The organism is Gephyromycinifex aptenodytis, from assembly GCF_012277275.1.
Lineage (GTDB): Bacteria > Actinomycetota > Actinomycetes > Actinomycetales > Dermatophilaceae > Gephyromycinifex > Gephyromycinifex aptenodytis.
In genome coordinates this window covers 2,798,886-2,819,599 of the sequence record NZ_CP051155.1, presented here as the reverse complement: position 1 = coordinate 2,819,599, position 20,714 = coordinate 2,798,886, and the positions used below count along the sequence as shown (strand labels likewise).

The 20,714-nt window shown below is 66.8% G+C and carries 21 protein-coding genes and 1 tRNA gene; 6 read left to right on the top strand and 16 right to left on the bottom strand.

Annotated features, from left to right (window positions below; all coding sequences use genetic code 11):
• Positions 1–111 precede the first annotated feature (111 nt).
• Positions 112–1,410, top strand: coding sequence for an MFS transporter (locus G9V96_RS12150; protein WP_168583260.1), 1,299 nt, complete (start codon positions 112–114; stop codon positions 1,408–1,410).
• 79 nt (positions 1,411–1,489) lie between these two features.
• Here the strand turns inward: G9V96_RS12150 and ku are convergent, their stop codons facing one another.
• A complete protein-coding gene (ku, locus tag G9V96_RS12145; RefSeq protein ID WP_168583259.1) occupies positions 1,490–2,521 on the bottom strand; it encodes a non-homologous end joining protein Ku in 1,032 nt (343 codons plus the stop codon).
• A 177-nt stretch (positions 2,522–2,698) separates the two neighbouring features.
• Here ku and G9V96_RS12140 point away from each other — a divergent pair, with 177 nt between their 5' ends.
• Both G9V96_RS12140 and ligD read left to right on the top strand, forming a co-directional pair.
• Complete coding sequence (locus G9V96_RS12140; protein WP_168583258.1) at positions 2,699–3,640, top strand: ATP-dependent DNA ligase; 942 nt, start codon at positions 2,699–2,701, stop codon at positions 3,638–3,640.
• A gap of 11 nt (positions 3,641–3,651) precedes the next feature.
• Positions 3,652–4,578 (top strand): non-homologous end-joining DNA ligase, encoded by a 927-nt coding sequence (gene ligD, locus G9V96_RS12135; RefSeq protein WP_168583257.1) that lies wholly within the window; start codon positions 3,652–3,654, stop codon positions 4,576–4,578.
• 61 nt (positions 4,579–4,639) lie between these two features.
• Here ligD and G9V96_RS12130 read toward each other — a convergent pair whose 3' ends face one another.
• The 12 genes from G9V96_RS12130 to dacB all read right to left on the bottom strand — a co-directional run bounded on the left by G9V96_RS12130 (position 4,640) and on the right by dacB (position 15,332).
• Entirely contained in the window at positions 4,640–5,302 is a 663-nt protein-coding gene (locus G9V96_RS12130; protein WP_168583256.1) for a (2Fe-2S)-binding protein, read from the bottom strand.
• A gap of 92 nt (positions 5,303–5,394) precedes the next feature.
• Complete coding sequence (locus G9V96_RS12125) at positions 5,395–5,727, bottom strand: histone-like nucleoid-structuring protein Lsr2 (RefSeq protein WP_168583255.1); 333 nt, start codon at positions 5,725–5,727, stop codon at positions 5,395–5,397.
• A gap of 208 nt (positions 5,728–5,935) precedes the next feature.
• Positions 5,936–6,202, bottom strand: coding sequence for a hypothetical protein (locus tag G9V96_RS12120; RefSeq protein WP_226913302.1), 267 nt, complete (start codon positions 6,200–6,202; stop codon positions 5,936–5,938).
• Positions 6,203–6,228: 26 nt separating this feature from the next.
• Entirely contained in the window at positions 6,229–6,711 is a 483-nt protein-coding gene (locus tag G9V96_RS12115) for a DUF3180 family protein (protein WP_168583254.1), read from the bottom strand.
• Position 6,712: 1 nt separating this feature from the next.
• Positions 6,713–7,606 carry a 2-amino-4-hydroxy-6-hydroxymethyldihydropteridine diphosphokinase gene (gene folK / locus G9V96_RS12110; protein ID WP_168583253.1) on the bottom strand — a complete coding sequence of 298 codons (894 nt, stop codon included), beginning with the start codon at positions 7,604–7,606 and terminating at the stop codon, positions 6,713–6,715.
• On the bottom strand, positions 7,603–8,454 hold the full coding sequence (gene folP / locus G9V96_RS12105) for a dihydropteroate synthase (RefSeq protein WP_226913301.1): 852 nt from the start codon (positions 8,452–8,454) through the stop codon (positions 7,603–7,605). Before folP ends, folK begins: the two co-directional genes overlap by 4 nt.
• A complete protein-coding gene (gene folE, locus G9V96_RS12100) occupies positions 8,451–9,044 on the bottom strand; it encodes a GTP cyclohydrolase I FolE (RefSeq protein WP_168583252.1) in 594 nt (197 codons plus the stop codon). Before folE ends, folP begins: the two co-directional genes overlap by 4 nt.
• On the bottom strand, positions 9,016–11,046 hold the full coding sequence (ftsH, locus tag G9V96_RS12095; RefSeq protein WP_168583251.1) for an ATP-dependent zinc metalloprotease FtsH: 2,031 nt from the start codon (positions 11,044–11,046) through the stop codon (positions 9,016–9,018). The genes folE and ftsH overlap by 29 nt, the downstream gene beginning before the upstream one ends.
• A 157-nt stretch (positions 11,047–11,203) precedes the next feature.
• Entirely contained in the window at positions 11,204–11,755 is a 552-nt protein-coding gene (hpt, locus tag G9V96_RS12090; protein ID WP_168583250.1) for a hypoxanthine phosphoribosyltransferase, read from the bottom strand.
• Positions 11,756–11,806: 51 nt separating this feature from the next.
• Entirely contained in the window at positions 11,807–12,802 is a 996-nt protein-coding gene (tilS, locus tag G9V96_RS12085) for a tRNA lysidine(34) synthetase TilS (RefSeq protein ID WP_168583249.1), read from the bottom strand.
• Positions 12,802–13,875: a zinc-dependent metalloprotease gene (locus G9V96_RS12080; protein ID WP_210424406.1), complete on the bottom strand. Its 1,074-nt coding sequence runs from the start codon at positions 13,873–13,875 to the stop codon at positions 12,802–12,804. The genes tilS and G9V96_RS12080 overlap by 1 nt, the downstream gene beginning before the upstream one ends.
• A gap of 29 nt (positions 13,876–13,904) precedes the next feature.
• Positions 13,905–15,332 carry a D-alanyl-D-alanine carboxypeptidase/D-alanyl-D-alanine endopeptidase gene (dacB, locus tag G9V96_RS12075; RefSeq protein ID WP_168583247.1) on the bottom strand — a complete coding sequence of 476 codons (1,428 nt, stop codon included), beginning with the start codon at positions 15,330–15,332 and terminating at the stop codon, positions 13,905–13,907.
• Between the two features lie 99 nt (positions 15,333–15,431).
• Between dacB and G9V96_RS12070 the strand changes: the two genes are divergently transcribed.
• Complete coding sequence (locus G9V96_RS12070; protein WP_168583246.1) at positions 15,432–15,980, top strand: inorganic diphosphatase; 549 nt, start codon at positions 15,432–15,434, stop codon at positions 15,978–15,980.
• A gap of 61 nt (positions 15,981–16,041) precedes the next feature.
• Here G9V96_RS12070 and cutA read toward each other — a convergent pair whose 3' ends face one another.
• Complete coding sequence (gene cutA / locus G9V96_RS12065; RefSeq protein ID WP_168583245.1) at positions 16,042–16,365, bottom strand: divalent-cation tolerance protein CutA; 324 nt, start codon at positions 16,363–16,365, stop codon at positions 16,042–16,044.
• A gap of 330 nt (positions 16,366–16,695) precedes the next feature.
• Here cutA and G9V96_RS12060 point away from each other — a divergent pair, with 330 nt between their 5' ends.
• On the top strand, positions 16,696–17,976 hold the full coding sequence (locus G9V96_RS12060) for a DUF2254 domain-containing protein (protein WP_226913300.1): 1,281 nt from the start codon (positions 16,696–16,698) through the stop codon (positions 17,974–17,976).
• Entirely contained in the window at positions 17,973–18,821 is an 849-nt protein-coding gene (locus tag G9V96_RS12055) for a mechanosensitive ion channel family protein (protein ID WP_168583243.1), read from the top strand. Before G9V96_RS12060 ends, G9V96_RS12055 begins: the two co-directional genes overlap by 4 nt.
• 100 nt (positions 18,822–18,921) lie before the next feature.
• On the opposite strand, the gene G9V96_RS12050 is transcribed toward G9V96_RS12055, so the two are convergent.
• Both G9V96_RS12050 and G9V96_RS12045 read right to left on the bottom strand, forming a co-directional pair.
• A tRNA-Thr gene (locus tag G9V96_RS12050) sits at positions 18,922–18,995 on the bottom strand.
• A 67-nt stretch (positions 18,996–19,062) separates the two neighbouring features.
• Complete coding sequence (locus G9V96_RS12045; protein ID WP_226913299.1) at positions 19,063–20,571, bottom strand: alpha/beta hydrolase; 1,509 nt, start codon at positions 20,569–20,571, stop codon at positions 19,063–19,065.
• Positions 20,572–20,714: the final 143 nt, after the last annotated feature.

The window sequence follows — 20,714 nt, the reverse complement described above, 5'->3', positions numbered from 1 at the left end:
GCGCCGCCTCTGGGCGACCGGACTCCTCGCCGGACCTGCGAAGCGTCCGGCCGTCACCTCAACCGTCCCCCGCATCACGACCCTCCCGTCCCCTAACCCCTGAGGATCATCATGAGCACGCCTGCCCCACCACCAGTGCGCGACCGACGTCGCTCGTCCCGGGCGCTGCTCGGTACCGGCGTCGGTAACGCCCTGGAGTGGTACGACTGGAACATTTACGCCTCGTTCGCGATCTTCATCAGCGCCCAGCTCTTCGACTCGGAGAACCCAGCCTCGGCCCTGCTGAAAACGCTGGCCATCTTCGCCGTCGGCTTCGTCGCGCGCCCCTTCGGTGGGTACGTCTTCGGGTGGTTGGCCGACCGCATCGGGCGCAAACACTCACTCATGCTCGCCGTCATCTGTGCCTCGGTCGGGTCGTTGATGATCGCGTTGTGCCCGCCCTACGCCCAGATCGGGGCAGCGGCCTCGGTCATCCTGCTGGTCGCCCGCCTCATCCAGGGTTTGGCCCACGGTGGCGAGTTGCCCTCGGCGCAGACCTACCTGTCCGAGCAGGCCCCACCCGAGAAGCGCGGGTTCTGGTCCAGCTCCATCTACGTCAGCGGCACCGTCGGTCTGCTCGCCGGAATGCTGCTGGGGCTGCTGCTCAACGGTGTGCTCTCGGCGGAAGCCATGCAGACCTGGGGTTGGCGCGTCCCGTTCTTCATCGGCGCGTTCCTGGGCATCTTCGCCATCTGGATCCGTAACCGGATGGATGAATCCGAGGTCTTCGAACACGAATTGGAGAGCGGAAACCTCCCCAAGGAATCGGTTATCCGCGGCGTCTGGCGCCACCGCGGGCAGGCTGTGCGCGTGATCGGGATGACCGCCGGGCTGACCGTCAGCTACTACGTGTGGTCGGTGGCCATGACCCCGTACGCGACTAAGACGCTGGGCTTCACCACCCAGAACGCCTTCATCGCATCCATCATCGGCAACATCGCCTTCATCGTCAGCCTGCCGCTGTGGGGTCTGCTCTCGGACCGCATCGGTCGCAAACCGGTGATGTTGTTCTCGATGGTCGGTGGCGCGGTGCTGTACGTGCCGATGCTTGCCTTGGTGCACAGCGAGGTCTGGCAGTTGACGCTGGCCATCGCCGTGATGTGTGTGGTGCTCGGGGCCTACCTGGCCATTGCGCCGGCGGCCTACGCCGAGATGTTCCCCACCGAGGTGCGAGCAACCGGGTTCGGCGTCCCTTACGCGATCGCCATCGCCGCCTTCGGCGGGACGGCCGCCTACGTGCAGACGTGGATGGCCACGGCTTTCGAATGGAAGTGGGCCTTCCCGGCCTACGCCATCGTGCTCATGCTCATCTCGGCCGCGACGATCTTCACGCTGCCCGAGACCAAGGGCCGCGACCTCAACGACGGCTGACCGACTCGGCTGCGTGCCCGCAGCCACCCCGACGGCGCCTCATCCGAGCAAGGGTGGGGCGCCGTCGGCTTTGGTGGAACTAGCCGGCCTTACGGGTACCCCCGCCGGCTGTCTCCTCTGCCTTGTCGCCCGTTCCGGAGCCGTCCTTGGCGCCCTCGCTCGCCGCGCTCTTGGCTGTGCTCTTCTTTGCGGCGGCCTTCTTGGTCGTGCTCTTCTTGGCCACCGTCTTCTTCGCGGCGGCTCTCTTGCCGGCCGGTTGCGCAGCGGTCTTCTTCGGCGGCTCCGCCTCGTCCTCAGCTTGCGGCGAATCCTCGTCGCCGGTCTTGGCAGCGCCGCGGCTGGCCTTTGCCCGCTCCACCGACTTCTGCAGAGCGGCAAGCAGGTCAACGACCTGACCGGCGTTCTCCTCGGCCTCCGGGGCAGCAGCGATCTCGCCCCCGTCGACCTTGGAAGCCACAAGTGCCTCGACGGCGGCCTTGTAGTCGTCCTCGTAATCGTTGGGTTCGAACTCGTCGGCCATCGACTCCACCAGCAGTTGAGCCATCTTGACTTCGTTCGCTTTCGGCTCCGGCACATCGTGCAGGGTGGCGAAGTCGGCTTCGCGGATCTCGTCAGGCCACAGCAGGGTCTGCAACACGATGACGTCCTGGCGCACCCGCAACACCGCCATCGTCATCCGCGAGCGCACCGACACCGTCACCACGGCCATCCGGTCGGTGTCGCGCAGCGCCTCCCGAAGCAGCGCGTACGGCTTGGCCGAAGCGGCGTCCGGCTCCAGGTAGTAGCTCTTGTCCAGCAGCATGAGGTCGACCTGGTCAGCCGGCACGAACTTCTCGACCGAGATCTCCTTACTGCTGCGGTTGGGCAGCGCAGCCAGATCCTCATCGCTGAGCACGACCATGCGCCCGTCCGGGGTCTCATAGCCCTTACCGATCTCGCCGTAGGGCACCTCTTCGCCGTCGGCCTCGGCCACCCGCTTGTACTTGATGCGCGACCCGTCGGACTTGCGAACCTGGCGGAACTGCAGGTCGTGGCTCTCCGTGGCGCTGTACAACCGCACCGGCACGGTCACCAAGCCGAAGGAGACCGCACCCTTCCACATCGCGCGCATGTCTTCTCCTGCCCTGCGGTGAGTTCTGGCTGCGCGACCCGGTGGCCCCGCTCGAACCAGCATCCACCACAAGCGCGCTTCCCCACCACCCGAGCCAGCCACATCACACCGCGCGCACCGGCCCTACCGCTGCCGGGCTGCGCTGCGGGCCACGCGCTCATCAGGCAGGATCGATGCATGCGTCCGATGCTGGCCACCGCGACCGATCAACCCCCTGCGGGACGAGAGTGGATTCACGAGGTCAAGTGGGACGGCATGCGCATCCTGGCAACCTGCCAACCGGACGGCACCCGATTGAGCACCCGTAACGAGCTCGACGCCACCGCACGATTCCCGGAGTTGCCCGACCTGTGCCTGCCCGGCACCGTGCTGGACGGTGAGATCGTCGCCCTGGAGGCAGGCGTCCCCAGCTTCGCCGCCCTCGCCGAGCGCATCCACATCACTGACCCGGCGTTAGCTGCTCGTGCCGCTAGCCGCCGCGCGGTCAGCGTTATGGTCTTCGACGTCCTGGCGCACCGCGGCGAATCGTTACTGGAGCGTCCCTGGTCGCAGCGGCGCGAACTGCTGGAGGGGTTGGAACTGCCCCAGCGTTGGGTGCTGCCGCCGACCTATGACGACGGCCACGCGCTGCTGGAAGCCACCGCGAGCACCGGACTGGAAGGGGTCGTCAGCAAGCTCATCACCAGCGGCTACACCCCAGGCAAGCGAAGCCCATACTGGCTCAAGCGGCCCCATCGGTTGGTGCGCTCCGTAGTGGTCGGCGGGTGGCGCCCCGAGAGCGGCAGCGCAGCGGGCCGCTCCGGCTCCAGTCCCCGCCTGGGATCAGTCCTAGTCGGGGTGCCCAGCCCGCAGGGCCTGCATCTGCTCGGGCGGGTCGGCAGCGGCCTGGCGGGCAAGGCCGGCCCACCGCTTCGGGCCGCCCTGAAACCCTTGGAACAGCAGCACTGCCCGTTCTTGGAGGTCCCCCGTGAGGACGCCGCCACAACGATCTGGGTGCGCCCTGAGTTGATCATCGACGTGGCCAGCCTCGGCCTGGCCGGTAACGGACGGCTGCGGCAACCCTCCTATCAAGGCATGCGGCCCGACCTGGATCCCCACGACATCCTGCCTGCCTCGTGACTGGAGACCCGATGCCTGATCCACACACCGTCACCGTCGAGATCGATGGGCGCACCCTGAAACTCACCAACCTCGACAAGGTGCTCTATCCCGGTAGTAACACCACCAAAGCCGAAGTTGCCCAGTACTACGCAGCGATCGCTCCGGTGCTGCTCCCGCAACTGCAAAACCGGCCCCTGACCCGGCTGCGCTTCCCCCACGGCACCGCGGGCGAGAGCTTTTTTGAGAAGAACACCCCCAAAGGCGCACCCGGTTGGCTACGCCGGGTCACTCTGGTCTCCCCGCATTCGCGGCGCGCCGACGAACTCGTCACCTACCCGCTGGTCGATGACGTGGCGGCGCTGACCTGGCTGGCGAACCTGGCCGCCCTCGAACTGCACGTGCCGCAGTGGCGGGTGACCGGCGACGATGAATCCGGCGGCGGCAGCCCGCAGGCGCCGGACCGGCTGGTCGTCGACCTCGATCCGGGGGCACCAGCAGGCTTGGGCGAATGCGCTCAGGTTGCCTTGCTGGTCCGCGAAGCGCTGCTTCGTGAGGGGATTTCGCGGATCGTACCGGTCACCAGCGGCAGTAAGGGCTTACAGCTCTACGGGGCCCTCGACGGCTCGCGCACCTCAGCAGAGGTACGCGAACTCGCCAAGACGATCGCGGGCGAACTGAGCACGCAGCGACCAGAGTTGGTGCTGGCGACGATGACGCGCGCGCGCCGCACCGGCAAGGTGCTCTTCGACTGGAGCCAGAACACCCACGCCAAGACCACCATCTGCCCCTATTCGCTGCGCGGTAAAAGAAACGAACCCTTCGTCGCCGCCCCCCGGAGCTGGGAAGAGATCGAGGCCGGCGCAGTCGGCGCCGAGCCGCTCACCCAGCTCGCACCGTTCGAGGTGCTCGATCGGGTGGAGTCCGACGGCGACCTGATGACGGCGTTGCTGGACTGAGTTCGTCCACAAGTGAATGCGGCGCCTGCACCCAGGCCGCCAGCTAAAAAGGACCGAGCAGCTAGGCGTGGACAGCGTTACGCGGGCAGCGGGTACAGGTCATCGCGCCGGGCAGCGCAAAGATGAAACAGCACGACTCACGTAAACCGGTAAGCATGCTGGGCGCCGCGGCAACACCAGTTCGGGCCTGATCCAGTGTCATTGACCAGGTGTCGCGAACGAGGCCATACCGTTGCCGGGAACTCATCTTCACGCCCGGGTTGTAGGCGGCGGCGAATCGGTTTGCGTGCGCCTCGTACTTTTCACGGGCCCGACGCAACCGGATCTGCGGATGCGGCACCGATTCGACGTTGCCCGGACTCAGGGACAGCGCCACCGGGTAATGCTCCATTTCGTCCAGATCGAAGCGCAATGCTTCCGGTGACGCATCGGGCAGCCAGTTGCACAGCACCGAGGCATACGCCAACGGAATAGCGACTACCTGCAGATACCAACCAAGCACGAAAGCGGCACCGACCGCAGGCGGAGCCGGGCTGTGGTATCTGGCCTCTTGGGCGGCGCCGACCTCGGCACGCCAGGAAGCAGTCGGGTCACCGCCCTGCTCAGCGCTGCGCAACAACTCCGCGCACGAGTATGGCAGCGGGTTACCCCACGCTTCATCGATCACGTCGATGTAACCCAGATACCCCGAGATCTGGGCAGCGAGGTCTCCGATATCACTCATGATTCACCTGCAATAGTCGCCACGTACCCCAGGAATACCACGTCGGGCCCCTGCGAGATGCTCGCAAGGGCCCGACGGGTTGAGGCAGTAGATCAGGCGTGCGCCTTGTCATAGGCAGCCTGCAGGTCCCCAGATACGCGGCCGCGGTCGCTGACCTTGAAGCCGTTCTGGCGGCCCCACTCGCGCACAGCGTTGAGATCTTCACGGCGCCCGGGGTTGCCAGCGGCCCGCTTACCGGTGGACTTACGGCCGCCGGCACGACGTGCGTGGCCCACCCAGTTGCTCATGCTGTCGCGAAGCTTTGCGGCGTTCTCCATGGACAGGTCAATCTCGTAGCTGACCCCGTCCAGAGCAAACGAAACCGTCTCAGCAGCTTCATTGCCATCGATGTCATCGACCAGGAGAACTTGTACCCGTTGGACCATGTGTGTACCCCGACTTTCTTACGGTATGACAGTGGATATGTAGCGAGACTCGCGCCTCGGTCAGAGGTCACACTACGCCATATGCCAGGCGTAAGGAAACGAGGTTCCACTATTCTCGGACTGCCTTCAGGTTGGCTTCAATTTCTGCTCAGCTGCCACCTGTTTAGGCTATTGCCAACACTCGTCGACAGTGGAGTAAATCATCTGCTCACGCGCCGTTCACCGGCGGCGCGTCAGGCAGAGCAGCGTCCGTCTGCTCGCTCTGCGCCTTCCTATCATGTTCGGCCTGCCACTTGGAGTACGCCAGCCGCTCTCGGCGATCGCCTTCAAGGATGAGTTTCATGATCTTGTAGAAGAGAAACCCCACGCCTACTGATGGGATGAGGGCCAGAAGAACTGCCCACAACTGATCCACGACGATGTCCTTCCTTGGGGCCGAACCGAGCAGATCACGACGACGTCGCGCAGGACCCACGCTACTCCGTAAGTCTGAATGATTCCTCACCGCATTCGACCACGGGGGGCACCCGAGCCTGGCGGCTTTTCCTTGGGCAGGCGACAGGCTCGCTGCCCCCACAGGCCGGCAAAGACGAGCGCCACCGCTGAGGCGGCAATAGCGGCGGAACGAATAGCCCAGGCACGTACCGAGGCAGCATCGGTATCGGGCCATAACACGCTGAGCAACCCCAGCTCCCAACCGGCGGCCAGCGCCCCGGTGATAGCCGCCGCTTGGCACAGCACCAGCGTGCGCAAGCCCACCTGCGCCGGCACGCTGCCCCGGCCCGAGCCCCGCAGCGCGGTATGCACTGGCCGCGCCGCAATCAGCACCCCCACCGCCAGGACGAGCAACACCACGACGCTGAGCCACGAACTGGACGGTTTAGGCCACGGATGCCGGAACCACCAACGCAGTACCAGTGCAGAGCACAGCCAGGTCACTCCGGCCGTCGCGACCAGCCCCGAGAACCGCAGCCCGTCCCTCATCTCAGGGCAGCGGATGCCACGCCGGGCCCTGCCGCACGCCGGGCAGCGCACCGCTGGGGTCCAGCTCCGCCACGAGGTCGCCGACGGCACGCACCCCCGAGCCGACCCGCAGTTGGGCCTGCGGCTCGACCTGCAACCACGGCAACAGCACGAAGGTGCGCTCGTGGGCGCGCGGATGCGGCAAGGTCAAGACCTCGTCCTGCACGCGCAGGTCCGAATCGCTCGTCGGGTCACCCAACTGGATGATGTCCAGATCGAGGCTGCGCGCACCCCAGCGCACCGTGCGGACCCGCCCGTGGGAGTTCTCGATCTCGGACAGCCGGCGCAGCAGGGTGTGCGGCGCCAGGCGGGTGTCGATGAGCATGACAGCGTTCAGATAGGCGGGCTGTTCGGGCCCACCCACCGGGTCGGTGTCGAAGAGTTGCGAGGTGGCCCGCACCCGCACCCCACTCAGAGCCGCCACATGGCGCACGGCCGAGGTGAGGGTCTGCAGGCTGTCGCCGCGGTTGGCCCCGAGCGCGATCACCGCGGGACGCCAGGTCTCCCGGCGAATCCGCACGCAGACGTCGGCGAACGGTACCGGTATCGGGGCGCGCGGCTTGTGCACACACACCTCGACCGCTTCCACCCCGGGCCGCAGCAGTACGGCTGCGGCGATCCGCTCGGCGAGGGTCTCGATGAGTTGCACCGAGGGGCCTTCGATGATCCTGACGACATCGTCCGCCACGTCGGCGTAACTGACGCTTTCGGCCAGGTCGTCACGGGTGCCGGCAGCGAACAGGTCGACATCCAGGTCGACGTCGACGACGAAGGGTTGTGCGTGCTTCTGCTCGTGCTCCAGCACGCCGTGGGTGCCGAAGGCCTGCACCCCCTGCAGGCTGATGCGGTCGCTCATCGGGCTCGCTCCCTGGCCTCGAAGACTCCCAACGCCGCGCAGGTCGAGGGCACGTCGTGCACCCGCACCCCCCATACTCCCGCCTGGGCTGCCAACAGGCTGGTCGCCGCGGTGGCTGCATCACGTTGCTCGGGCGGGACCGGTTCGGCATCGGCGTTCTTGCCCAGCCTGCCGAGGAAGGTCTTCCGGGAGGCGCCGAGCAGCACGGGGTAACCCAGTTGGGTGAACTCGTGCAGCCGAGCCATGAGCTGCCAGTTGTGCTCGGGGGTCTTGGCGAAGCCCAACCCCGGGTCGAGCACGATCTGCTCGCGGCGAACCCCCGCAGCCTCCAGCGCGCGGCATTGGGTGAGGAGCTCACCGGTGACTTCGGCGAAGACGTCCTGATAGCTGGCCCGCTGCTGCATGGAGTCGCCGTGGCCGCGCCAGTGCATGGCGATGTACTGCACCCCGGTCTGGGCGATGAGACCTGCCATCTGCGGGTCGGCCAACCCGGCGCTGACATCGTTGATGATCTCGGCGCCGGCCTCCACCGCGGCGGCCGCCACGCTGGCCCGCATCGTGTCGACCGAGACCCGCAGCCGGGCCCGGGCCAACGCCGCGACCACCGGCAGCACCCGGCGCAGTTCCTCGGCCTCGTCAGGACGGCGCGAGCCCGGCCGGGTGGATTCCCCGCCCACATCCAGGATGTCTGCGCCCTGTTCAGCCAAGAGCCGGCCGTGCTGTACTGCCGCTTCCGGGTCCAGCCATCGCCCGCCATCGCTGAACGAGTCAGGGGTGACGTTGACGATGCCCATCACCAGCGGCACCTGGACCGTGCCCCGATCGGGGTTGCCCTGACCGCCGCTCATCGCCGGCCGGCCAGGATCAAGCTCATCGCCTCGGCGCGGGTGGCGGGGCTACGCCGCAACTGTCCGCGCACGGCTGAGGTGATGGTGCGCGAACCGGGCTTGCGCACTCCCCGCATGGACATGCACAGGTGCTCGCATTCCAGGACCACGATGACCCCCCGCGGGTCCAGGTGTTCGGTGAGGGCGTCTGCGATCTGGGAGGTGAGCCGCTCTTGCACCTGCGGACGTTTGGCGAAGACGTCGACTAGCCGGGCCAGCTTGCTCAGCCCCGTAACCTGTCCGTCCTTGGCCGGGATGTAGCCGACATGGGCCACCCCGTGGAAGGGGACCAGGTGGTGCTCGCAGGTGCTGTACAGCTCGATGTCGCGCACGAGGACCAACTCGTCATGCTCCAGGGAGAACGTCGTGGTCATCACGTCCTCGGGGCGCATGCGCAGTCCGGCGAAGAGTTCGGTGAAGGAACGCGCGACCCGGGCCGGGGTTTCACGCAGCCCCTCACGATCAGGGTCCTCCCCTACCGCAAGCAGCAGTTCGCGCACCGCCGCTTCGGCGCGGTCAAGGTCAACGGGTGGAGGGATCGACACGGCCATCTCCGGGTAGCTCGATGATCTGGGTATGCGAGTGCTGTTGCGCACCCTCAACAGGTTCGCGCTGGGCACCCTCATCGGCCGAGGACTCGCGCTCGGCCGGGGTGAGCACGGGCGGGTGTTCACTCACGGCGCGGGCATCGCTGCTCAACCAGACCGGACGCTGCGGACGCTTCACGATGTCTGCGAAGATCCGCTCCAGGTCAGCGGCACCCAACGTTTCGTACTCCAGCAATTCGAGCACAAGGCGATCCAGCACGCCCCGGTTCTCGTTCAGAACATGCCAGGCCTCGTCGTGGGCCGCCTCGATGAAGCGGCGGATCTCCTCATCGACGACGACAGCCAACCCTTCGGAATAGTCCCGCTGGTGGCCCACGTCGCGGCCCAGGAACACCTCGCCCTGCTCCTGACCGAGTTTCACTGCGCCGATGCGTTCGCTCATCCCGTACTGGGTGACCATCTTGCGGGCGAGCCCGGTGGCCTTCTCAATGTCGTTGGCGGCACCTGAGGTCGGGTCGTGGAAGACCATCTCTTCGGCGACTCGCCCGCCGAGCATGTAGGCGAGCTGATCGAGCATTTCGTTGCGGCTGGTGGAGTACTTGTCGTCCAGCGGCAGAACCATCGTGTAGCCCAGCGCTCGTCCCCGCGGCAGGATCGTCACCTTGCTCACCGGGTCGGTGTGGTGCAGCGCCGCCGCGACCAGGGCGTGACCGCCCTCGTGGTAGGCAGTCATCTTCTTCTCCCGCACGCTCATCAGCCGGGTCCGCCGTTGCGGCCCAGCCACGACGCGGTCGATGGCTTCTTCCAGTGCGTCATCGTCGATGCGTTGCGCGCCGCTGCGCGCGGTCAACAAGGCGGCCTCGTTCAAGACGTTCGCCAGGTCAGCACCGGTGAAGCCCGGGGTGCGGCGCGCCACCGTCATCAGGTCGACGCCCTCGGCCAGGGGTTTCCCGGTGCCGTGCACCTTCAAGATGGCGTGGCGGCCGATCATGTCCGGCGCATCGACCGCGATCTGGCGATCGAAGCGGCCGGGACGAAGCAGGGCCGGGTCCAGGATGTCCGGGCGGTTGGTCGCCGCGATGAGGATGACGTTCGCGTTGGCGTCGAAGCCGTCCATCTCCACCAGCAACTGGTTGAGGGTCTGTTCGCGTTCATCGTGGCCTCCACCGACGCCCGCCCCACGATGACGACCGACCGCATCGATCTCGTCGACGAAGACGATCGCGGGCGCGTTGGCCTTGGCCTGCTCGAACAAGTCCCGGACGCGGCTGGCGCCGACGCCGACGAACATCTCCACGAAATCGGAGCCGGAGATCGAATAGAACGGCACCCCGGCCTCGCCGGCAACGGCCCGAGCCAGCAGCGTCTTACCGGTGCCGGGCGGGCCGTACAGCAGCACTCCCTTGGGGATTTTCGCCCCGACCGAGCCGAACTTCTCCGGCTCGGCGAGGAATTCCTTGATCTCCAGGAGTTCCTCGACTGCTTCGTCGGCTCCGGCGACATCGGCGAACGTGGTTTGCGGCATGTCTTTCGTCGCCAACTTGGCGCGACTCTTACCGAACTGCATGATCTTGCCGCCGCCGCCCTGCATGCGGCTGAGCATGAACCAGAACAACCCCACCAGCAGCAGGATGGGCAGGAACGTCAGAGCGAAGGTACCCAGCCAACTGGTCTGCGGCGGCTCATCGGTATATCCCTTGGCGGGCTGTTTGGCCCGGATCTGCTCCACGAGGTGCTCGGCGCGCTGCGGCACATACAGGGTGTAGACGGAGCTGACACCCTTGGCCTCGCCCACATCGGTCGGTGCGCTCAGCTCCAACTCGAGCCGGTCGTCACTGCGGAAGGTGGCTTTCTGCACCTTGCCCGCCGCGATGAGGTTCTCCGCCTGCGAGGTTTCGATGCGTTGAGAGCCGGCGCCCGAAACCAGGTTGAGCAGCACGAGACCGAAGATGAAAAGGAGAAGCACCCAGAACAGGCGGTTTTTGATGAAGCGTTTGAGGTCCATGACTCCGTAGGGGTCGCTGGCCCCTTTCCTCCTGCTCTACGTGCCGACATCGCTCGTGGTCGGCGCTGCACGATCGACCCGACGGTAACACCGCCCCCGCAGCGCCCCTGCACAACGCGCGAGGTCGCAGCGGGGTTCCGAGACCTGGCCCGTTGGCTCAGGAATAGACGTGCGGTGCGAGGGTGCCGACGCAGCGCAGATTCCGGTATCGCTCGTTGTAGTCCAGCCCGTAGCCGACTACGAACTCGTTCGGAATATCGAACCCGACGTACTTGACCCCGACATCGACCTTGACGGCGTCCGGCTTACGCAACAGCGTGCAGATCTCGACCGAGGCAGCCTTACGAGAAGCGAGGTTGGCCTTGATCCAGCTCAAGGTCAGGCCGGAGTCGATGATGTCTTCGACGATGAGGACGTGTTTGTCGGTGATATCGGTGTCAAGGTCCTTGAGGATCCGCACCACACCCGAACTCTTGGTGCCCGAGCCGTAGGACGAGATGGCCATCCAGTCCATCGGTGCACTGCCGGGCAACGCCCTGATGAGGTCGGCCACCACGAGGACCGCGCCTTTGAGCACGCCCACGAGCAGTAGGTCCTTGCCCTCGTAATCCCGCCAGATGTCCTGTGCGAGTTCATCGAGCCGGGTCAGGATCTGTTGCTCGGTGAGCAACACCTCCGACAGGTCGCCCTCCATGTGCTCGACGTCCACGATTCCTCCTGTTTGCCCGATACGCGGCGGCTGACTGCCGACCCTGCGAGGCTATCGGGCCGGGGAGTCGATGCGTACAGTCGCTCCCCCCGAGGCGTGAACGCGGACCCCCACACGCCCGCCCGGCAACGCCACCCCGCCTTGCCCGCGCCAGCGCACGAGTAAGCCTTCCAACGCCTCGACGTGCTCGGCACTGACATCGGCGATGGGGCTGCCGGCGGCGCGGGCGAGCAAGCGCCACACCCGTCGCCGCACCGCTGGTGCGAGCTCGGCCAACTCCGTGACCGGCCACGGCCCCGGGCCCAGTTGGTCGGCTGCAGCCGCGGCAAGATCGTCCAGCGCGTCAGCGTCATCGCGCAGCAAACTGGCCGAACGGGCCAGGGCGGCGCCGATCCCTGGGCCGAGATCGGCCTCCAGCAGTTCCAGTGCTGCCCGCGCGCGCACCCGCGCGTAGCGCCGGTCACTGTTGTGGGGGTCCTGCCAGGGTCTGAGCCCTTGCTCGGCGCAAGCCGATTCGGTGACCTGTCGGGGCAGGTCCAGGAATGGACGGCGCAGCAGGCCGCGCGCCGGCGGGATACCGGCCAGCGAGCGGGCGCCGGAGCCGCGCGCGAGCCCGAGCAGCACCTGTTCGGCCTGGTCGTCGCGGGTGTGTCCGAGCAGGACCGCTACGGCCCCGGTGCGCTCGGCGACCGCTTCGATCGCCTCGTAACGCCCTTGTCGGGCCCGCGCCTCCGGGCCGCCCGAACCTTCATCGGCCAGCGTGGCGGAGACGACGACGACCGGCTCCAGGCGCAGGCTGCGGCAGGTGTCGGCGGCGTGTTCGGCGACCTGGGCGGATTCTGTCTGCAGGCCGTGATCGACGAGCACCGCCCCCGCTGACAACCCCGCGCGGGGGGCCTCGAAAGCCAGCGCAGCGGCTAGGGCTAGTGAGTCGGCGCCGCCGCTGACCGCGGCCAGGACGCATTCCTGCGGCCCGACCTGCAGTTGCGACAGGCACCTGCGGACCGCAACGCGCGTCGCGGCGACGGAGCGGGCCGGGCCGCTCATCAGCCGTGAACGCGGGCGACCCAGCGGGCCGGGTCGCTGATCTCCTCCGGGGTGGGCAGTGTCTGCGGCGAGGTCCAGACGGCGTTGAACCCGTCGACGCCCACCTTGCTGGTGACCCCCCGCACGAAAGCCGCACCGTCGCGGTACTGGGCCATCTTCGCTTCCAGACCCAGCAGGCGACGGATGATGATGTCGACCGGCCCCATGCCTTCGCGGCGGCGGTCGAACTTGGCTCGGATCGTCTCCACGCTCGGCACGATGGCCGGGCCCACGTCGTCCATCACCACATCGGCGTGCCCTTCCAGCAGGGCCATGAACGCGGTGACCTCGGCGATGTGCCGCTGCTGCTCAGGGGTGGCGATCAGGCCCAGCAGGCCGGTCCCGCCGCGCCGCATCGCCTCCGGCAACTGGGTGGCGATCATCCGCAACCGCTCGGTGAGGGTGTCCATGTCAGGCGCCAGTTCGCTCAGCACGCTCCGGCTGGCCTGGGCCATGTGATCGCGCAGCCACGGGTTGGCGGTGAACTGCACCCGGTGCGTCTCTTCGTGCAGGCATACCCACAACCGGAAGTCACTCGGGTTGAGCCCCAGCTCACGCTCCACCTCGACCACATTGGGCGCCACCAGCAGCAGCCGGGCGTACTGCGCGGGGCGGCCGGGAGCGATGTCGTACTGGCCCAAGACCTTGGTCGACAGGAATGACAGCAGGGTGCCCACCTCGGTGCCGGTGGCCTTGCCGCCGACGAAGCGCATCGCCTGCGGCATCGGCCGCCCGGGACGCTCCAGCAGCTTCGCCACGACCGGGTCCATCAGGCCGCTGAAGGAGCTGATATTCACGTCAACCCAGGTCGGACGGTCCACGACGAGCGCGTCCGGAGTGTCCGGCGGGGTGTGCAGGCGGGCCGTTTCGGCAACCGGGCCGTGCGCCCGGGCTGCCGCCGCCCGCAACTCATCAACGGCCGCGCGCGCTTCTTGGGCAGAGATCTTCGGGCCGGGAGGGGCGAGTCGGCGGGCGGTCGCCCGCGCGAAGTCCCAGTCGATGAAGGAGCGAGCGGGCTGCTCAGAAAGCGTCATCTCAGCAGAGTGCGTCGTCGGCTCGTTCGTCATGGAGTTCCCCTCGTCGGCGTCTGGCAGCCGCACTCGGCCAGCGCGGCGACCACGCGGTCCAACGCCGCGCGTGCCTCCAGCGTTCCCTGCGGCGTCACCCCGTCAGCGATCAACGCATAGACAAGCAGCCGCCCATCCCGATCCACCACGGTCCCGCCGAGGGAAGTGACCCCGGTCAGGGTGCCCGTCTTGGCCCGGGCCACCCCGGCAGCCGGTTGCGTCGGGACGCTGAGGTAGCGGGAGGCCAACGTGCCGGTGAGCCCGGCGACCGGAAGTTGATCCAGGACTGCGGCCAGCGCCGGCGCCCGAGCCGAGGCCGCGAGCGAGACGACATCAGCGACGGCCCGGGTCGGGACCTTGGTGCTGCGGGAAAGTCCGGAGGCGTCGCTGAGGGTGACCCCGGTCAAGGGAACACCGAGCGCCCCGAGTTGCTCGCGCACCCACCCCGCGACAGCCGGGAAGGTGGGTTGCGTTCCGGCCTGCACGGCGGTGCTTCGCGCCACGATCTCCGTCAGCGCGTTGTCCGATTCCAGCAACGCCAACCCGAGCACGTCCCGCAGCGGCGCCGATTCCACCCGGGCCAGTTCGACCCCGTCCGCAGGCGCGGCCTCGCGGGTGGGCGGCCCCTGAACCGTGACCCCGTGCCTGCGCAACGCTTGGGTGAAGGCCGCTGCCGTCGCCAGCGGGGGGTCCGCCGGCGCAGGGTGCCCGGGCAGCGACCGCTGTGTCGTCATCCCCAGCATTACGACGGGCCCGGTGAAACCGCTTCGCAGGTCCCCGGTTCCCCAGCCCGAGGCGGCCAGCGGCCCGCGAGCGTAGGTGTCGTCCAGGTGGAGCCGAACCGTGCTGGTCCCGGCCTGTGTCAGTGCTCGGGCGCTGGCAGCGGCGAGATCTTCGAGCCCGGCGTGACCGGCGGTGGCCCCCGGGTCTCCGGCGCCGGGGGCCAGCAGCGTGTCCCCACCGGCGACCAAGGTGATCACGCCGGGTGAGCCGACGGTTCGGGTGAACAGGCGCGAATTCAGATCGCCGCCGTGCGCGACCGCTGCGGCGGTGAGCAACTTGGCGGTGGAGGCCGGCACGCGAGGACGTTCGGCGTCCACCGACAGCAGCGAGGCGCCGCTGAGCCCGTCGCGGATGTCCAGCCCGATCCCCCCGGCCAGCGCCGGGTCGCGTAACGGGCCGGCTACGGCTGCGGCCAGACCTTGTGTGCTGGGCGTCGGCGCTGACGGGTCGAGATCTGCCAGTGGTTGCGGCGCCGGTGTCTGGCTCTGGTCGTCGGACGGCGGCGGCGCCGACCGGTTCGGCGCGGCGGCTGGGGCAGGCGCCCGGGTCAGGACACCGGGTACGAGGTCGGCCACGTCTGCCGCGCCGTATCCGGCGACCAGAGCCGCGACAACGGCCGCAACGGATGCGCGCCTGTTCAACCTCTCCCCGTTTCCCCGCTCGGTCCGCCCACCTGCACCGGCTCCTCGTGACATGCTGTCGTTTGAGTTTACGTGTCACTTTCAAGGAGGCCCGCTCGGATGACCAGCAACGAGGCTGCCCAGCCCAAGTACTTCGACGTCACCGTCGAAATCCCCAAGGGCCAGCGCAACAAGTACGAGGTCGATCATGCGACGGGACGTATTCGACTCGACCGGATGCTCTTCACCTCCACCCAGTACCCGAGTGATTACGGTTACATCGAGGACACCCTGGGTGAAGACGGCGACCCGCTGGACGCACTCGTGCTGCTGGACTCCCCCACCTTCCCTGGCGTGCTCATCGAGTGCCGCGCCATCGGCATGTTCCACATGCGTGATGAGGCCGGCGGTGACGACAAGATCCTGTGCGTCCCCGCCAAGGACCCTCGGGTAGAGCACATGCAGGCCCTTGAAGACGTCAGCGAGTTCGACCGTCTCGAGATTCAGCACTTCTTCGAGACCTATAAGGACCTCGAGCCGGGCAAGTCCGTCGTCGGCGCCCACTGGGCCGGTAAAGAGACCGCCGAGCGGATCATCGAAGAGGCAGTGCAGCGCGCCGTGGACAACGGTGTCACGACGAGCCGTTGGCCTTCGCCGCACGCGCATTGAGATTGTCGCGGTAACCGTTTCAAGCCCCGGTCCTGCCGGGGCTTGAACGCGTGGGCACAGTTCAGGCGTCGCGGGTGTTGTCGATGACCCATTGCAGATAGCTGGGCAGCCCGCCGACGATGGGCAGTGCCATCACGCATGGCACGTCATAGGAATGCAGTGCGCACACCCGATCGGTCAGCGCCGGGACGAGCTCGGCGCGGGTATGCACGTTCAAGCGGGTTTCCGGGTCGTCATTGATCTCTTCCTCCCACCGGTAGACCGAGCGCATCTCGGGCACGATGTGCACGCAGGCTGCAAGGCGCTCCTCGACGAGGAGTTGTGCAAGGTCTTCTGCCCATTCAGGGGTTGGACCGGTGATGACGACCTCGACGCATTCCGGCACGGGGGCCTCCTTGCTCTCGCTGAAGGGCTGTCAATGACGCGCGTACCGACGTGATGCGGCCCCATCGTCGCTGCCCGCCGGGCACCCCAAGACTGACAGACATCTGTGGGCGTGGTCACAGTCGTCCTTTCCTACCTGCCCCCAACGCAGCTATCGCGCAGCCGCGCAAGCGTCTGGATGGGGTTTCCCGGCGCCGGCCCCGCACCTTTCGGGGCGGTTATGGCAGTCCCGGATTGGCGTCGTGGGCCCGGTCGAGGACGATGGAACAGTGAACGGCAGCAAGAAAGCATCCGCCCTGCCCGATTGTCTACGCCCGAACGAGGTGCGGTAGTGAACCCGAGAGAGACCAGCACCCGCGCAGGGGGCAGAACTCCCAAGGTGGAGGGCTCTTCGTGGTGGACCAAGATGTGGATGCCGTTCTGGGCTATCCCGGTCGCCAGCGTGGTGGCGGCCGTGGCGGCAGGAATCATCATCCCGTGGTTGGAATCCTGGCTGACGCCCACGATTCCGTACGTCTTCCAAGGCGGCCCGGAGGGGGCGCGCGGCCTGCTCGGAACCATCGCCACCGGCATGATCTCAATGACCGGTCTGGTGTTCTCGATCACCATGGTGACCCTGCAGTTGGCGAGCAGCCAATTCACCCCGCGAGTATTGGGCTCCTTCCTGGACAGCCGGATCACCCAGGCGACGCTGGGTGTCTTCACCGCCAGTTTCGTCTTCGCGTTGACCGTCACCCGCTCGGTGATGGGGGATTTCGGCGACACCGCCACCTTCGTGCCGCAACTTTCGGTCACGATCGCCTTCGTCCTGGTGTTGTGCAGTGTCGGGTGTTTCCTGGCCTTCATCCACCACATCACGAACTCGATCCAGGTCTGTGAGGTCATCTCCGGGATCGGCGATCACACCCTGGCCCTTGCGGACAAGATGTATCCCGAAACGGCCGATGGCTCTTCGATTGCCGGACCCACCTGGTCCCCACCCCCGGACACTCCCCGGGTCGAGGTGAGCACCAGCAAACGGCATGGTCAGATCACCTATATCGACTATGACCGGCTCACCGGTTTCGCCAAGGAACGCGACATCGTCATCACCGTCGATCGTCCGGTGGGAATGTTCCTGGCCGAAGGTCAGAAGCTGATGCGGTTGTGGGGAATCAGTGAGTTGGACCAGGATGAGCAGGAAAAGCTCTACGGTTTCATCGGTCTGGGCGCAGAGCGGCAGATGTGGCAGGACGTCGCCTTCGGTATCCGCCAGCTTGTCGATATTGCCGAGCGCGCGCTCTCCCCGGGTATCAACGACCCGACCACGGCTGTGCAGTGCATCAATGAATTGCACCGCGTCCTGCGCTGCCTGGTGGGTCGCACAACCCCGAGCTCGTTCATCGCCGATGAGGACGGTAACGTCCGGGTCGTTCATCCGCCGCAGTCGATCGAAGATCTCATCGATTTGGCGGTGGCCGAGATCAACCACTATGGCAAGGGTTCGTTGCAGGTTCCGCGGCGGCTTCGGGTCATGCTGGATGACCTGGAGGATGTTTCTCTGCAGCGTTATCTCCCGGCAATCCGTCGGGTTCGCCAGGACGTCGACGGCCCATTGGAGAGTGTCGGATGATCACAGTGGATCTTCCCCCGGTCACATGGGCGGGCGCAGGCTTGGGGCTTTCGGCGGTGGCAGCCGGTGTCGTCCTTTCTCTCATCGCTCGTTTCGCGGTGCGCCACCTGTTGTTGTGGCGGGGTCGTGGTCCGGCTTCAGCGGCTGTCTTCGGCCGCTTGGCTGCCTGGCTGGTCGTCGCGGTAGGCATCCTGGCTGGTTTGACGATCATGTTCCCCAGCGTGAAACCGGTGGACATCCTCGGCGGTGTCGGTGTTGTCTCCATCGCTGCCGGTATCGCTTTTCAAACAGTCCTGGGCAATATGTTCGCCGGGATCGTGCTGCTGGCCCGGGACCGTTTCCGGGTGGGCGATCAGGTGAGTGTGGGGGATCATCGGGGCACGATCGTCTCGATGGGATTGACCTCCAGCGCGATCCGCACCTTCGACGGTCGTCTGGTGCTGATCCCGAACGCGGTGCTGCATTCGCAGATGGTGACGGTGCAGACCGGGTTCGAGCAGGTGCGTACGAGCGTCGGCTTGGATGTGGACGACGCCACGGACCTTCGCCGTGCGTGCCAGGTGGCTGAGCAGGCGATGCTGGACGAACCGCTGGTGATGGACACTCCTGCTCCGCGAGCGCTGCTGACCGAGATCGGCACCACCACGGTGCATATCGAGTTGCGGTTCTGGTCCGGAGCCACCCAGCTGGAGACCCGCGAAGCCACCCACGAAGTCATCGCCCGAGTCTTGGCCGCTTTCCGCGAACACGGCGTCCCCACCGGCTCCGACGTCATCGTCATCGAACCAGGCACCCGCTTCGAACGAATCCTGACCCAGGACGAAGCCCGCAACCCCCGCGCCTAAGCCCCCGCAACTCTGCCCGCGAGCCGTCACTGCCAATTGGCGGCGCGAGAAGATCGGCGCACCAGAAAAGGCCCCCCACCGAAGTGGAGGGCCTTGCCTGAGCCGCTTGTCGGAATCGAACCGACGACCTATTCATTACGAGTGAATCGCTCTGGCCGACTGAGCTAAAGCGGCATGCACGCCGCGATTGCGTGCCTGTCAAGTATACGCAGGCGCCAGGGCAGTTCCCAAAATCGCTTCCTCAGCAGGCCAGCCCATCCTTGGGGGCTTTGCCGCTGCTCAGGTAGGCGTCCACCGCGTTGTCGACGCAGGCGTTGCTACGCATGTACGCCGTGTGGCCGTCACCGTCGAAGGTGATGAGGCGACCGGATTCCAGCTGGTCAGCCAGGCGCTGCGCCCACTCGTAGGGGGTGGCCGGGTCGCGAGTGGTGCCGACGACCACGATCGGTCCGGCACCGGCCGCAGTGATCTTCTCCGGCTTATAGGGCGACTTCACCGGCCAGGTCTCACAGGTCGAGGAACCCAACGCCATCGAAGGGCCCCAGGTCGGAGCAGCCTTGCGGAACTCCTCGACGCGCGCTTCCAACTCCTTGTCGCTGGGCCTGGTGGCCGGACGATCCAAGCAGTTCACCGCCGAGATCACCTGCATGATGTTACCGGCGTACTTGCCTTGTTCGTCACGGTCGGCGTACTCGCGAGCCATCGCGAACAGCAGATCGCCGTTGCCTTCCTTGGCTTCCCGCAACGCATCGGTGAGCCCGCCCCACAGCTCCTGCTCATACATGGCACGCGCCAACCCGGTGCTGGCCCATCCCTCGGTCAGCTTCGTGACCCGCACGTCCTCATCCACCAGCAGCGGGCGCTCATCGATGTCCTTCAGAAGCTGCCGCAGCTGCTTCATGCCCTCTTCGACATCGTTGCCGAGGGGGCAGTCTCCGTCGCTGATGCAGGCGCGCACATAGGCGCGGGTGGCGGTCTCGAAACCGACCGCCTGTCCGAGGTTCATCTCCTCGTTGCTCAGGTCGGGCGCGATCGCCCCGTCCAGCACCATCGACCCGACCCGCGAGGGGAAGAGACCGGCATAGGTGGCCCCGAGGAAGGTGCCGTAGGACTTGCCGAGGTAGCTCAGCTTGGCCTGCCCCAACGCCGCCCGCAGTACATCCATGTCTTTAGCGGCGTCCACTGTGGAGACATGTTCGAGCAGTTCGGGGTACTTCTCCTGGCAGGCCTTCCCGAACTCCTCGGCGTTGGCCCGTAGCGCGTCCAACTCTTCAGCGTCATCAGGCGTGGGGTCGGTAGCGATCATCGCGTCGACCTCACGCGGGCCGACGCACACGATCGGCGAGGATTCGCCGACACCGCGCGGGTCGAAACCGACCACATCGAACGAGCGACGGATCTTCGGGGAGACGATGAAGTCGGCGGCGCGGGCGTACTCCACCGCGCTGCCCCCCGGGCCGCCCGGGTTCACCAGCAGGCTCTTCTTCGCTTTGCCCCCGCGGGCCTGGACCCGCAACACCCGTAGCTTCACCGTCTCGCCGTCGGGCTTGTCGTAGTCCATCGGAACCTCGAGCCAGGCACAGGAGGCCTTGCTCTCCCCGGCGTCGCCGCACTCGGTGAAGTCCAGCTTCTGCTCGTAGAACCGCGCCAGATCCTCTTGGCCCTCCGGCGGCTGGGTCGCCGCCAGTGCCCCGGGTGCCGGGGCTGCCTTGTTCGGCGGCGGCACCGTGCATCCTGCGGTTCCCGTCATCAGAATCAGACTCGCCATCGCCGCTTGAAGCGCTTTGATCCCGCGTACCTGCACCGGTTCCTCCTTCACACCCGCCCCGCCGAAGGAGCGGTGCATCTAGCGCGTAACGGTACCTGCCAGCGCTGACCAGCACCCACTTCGCC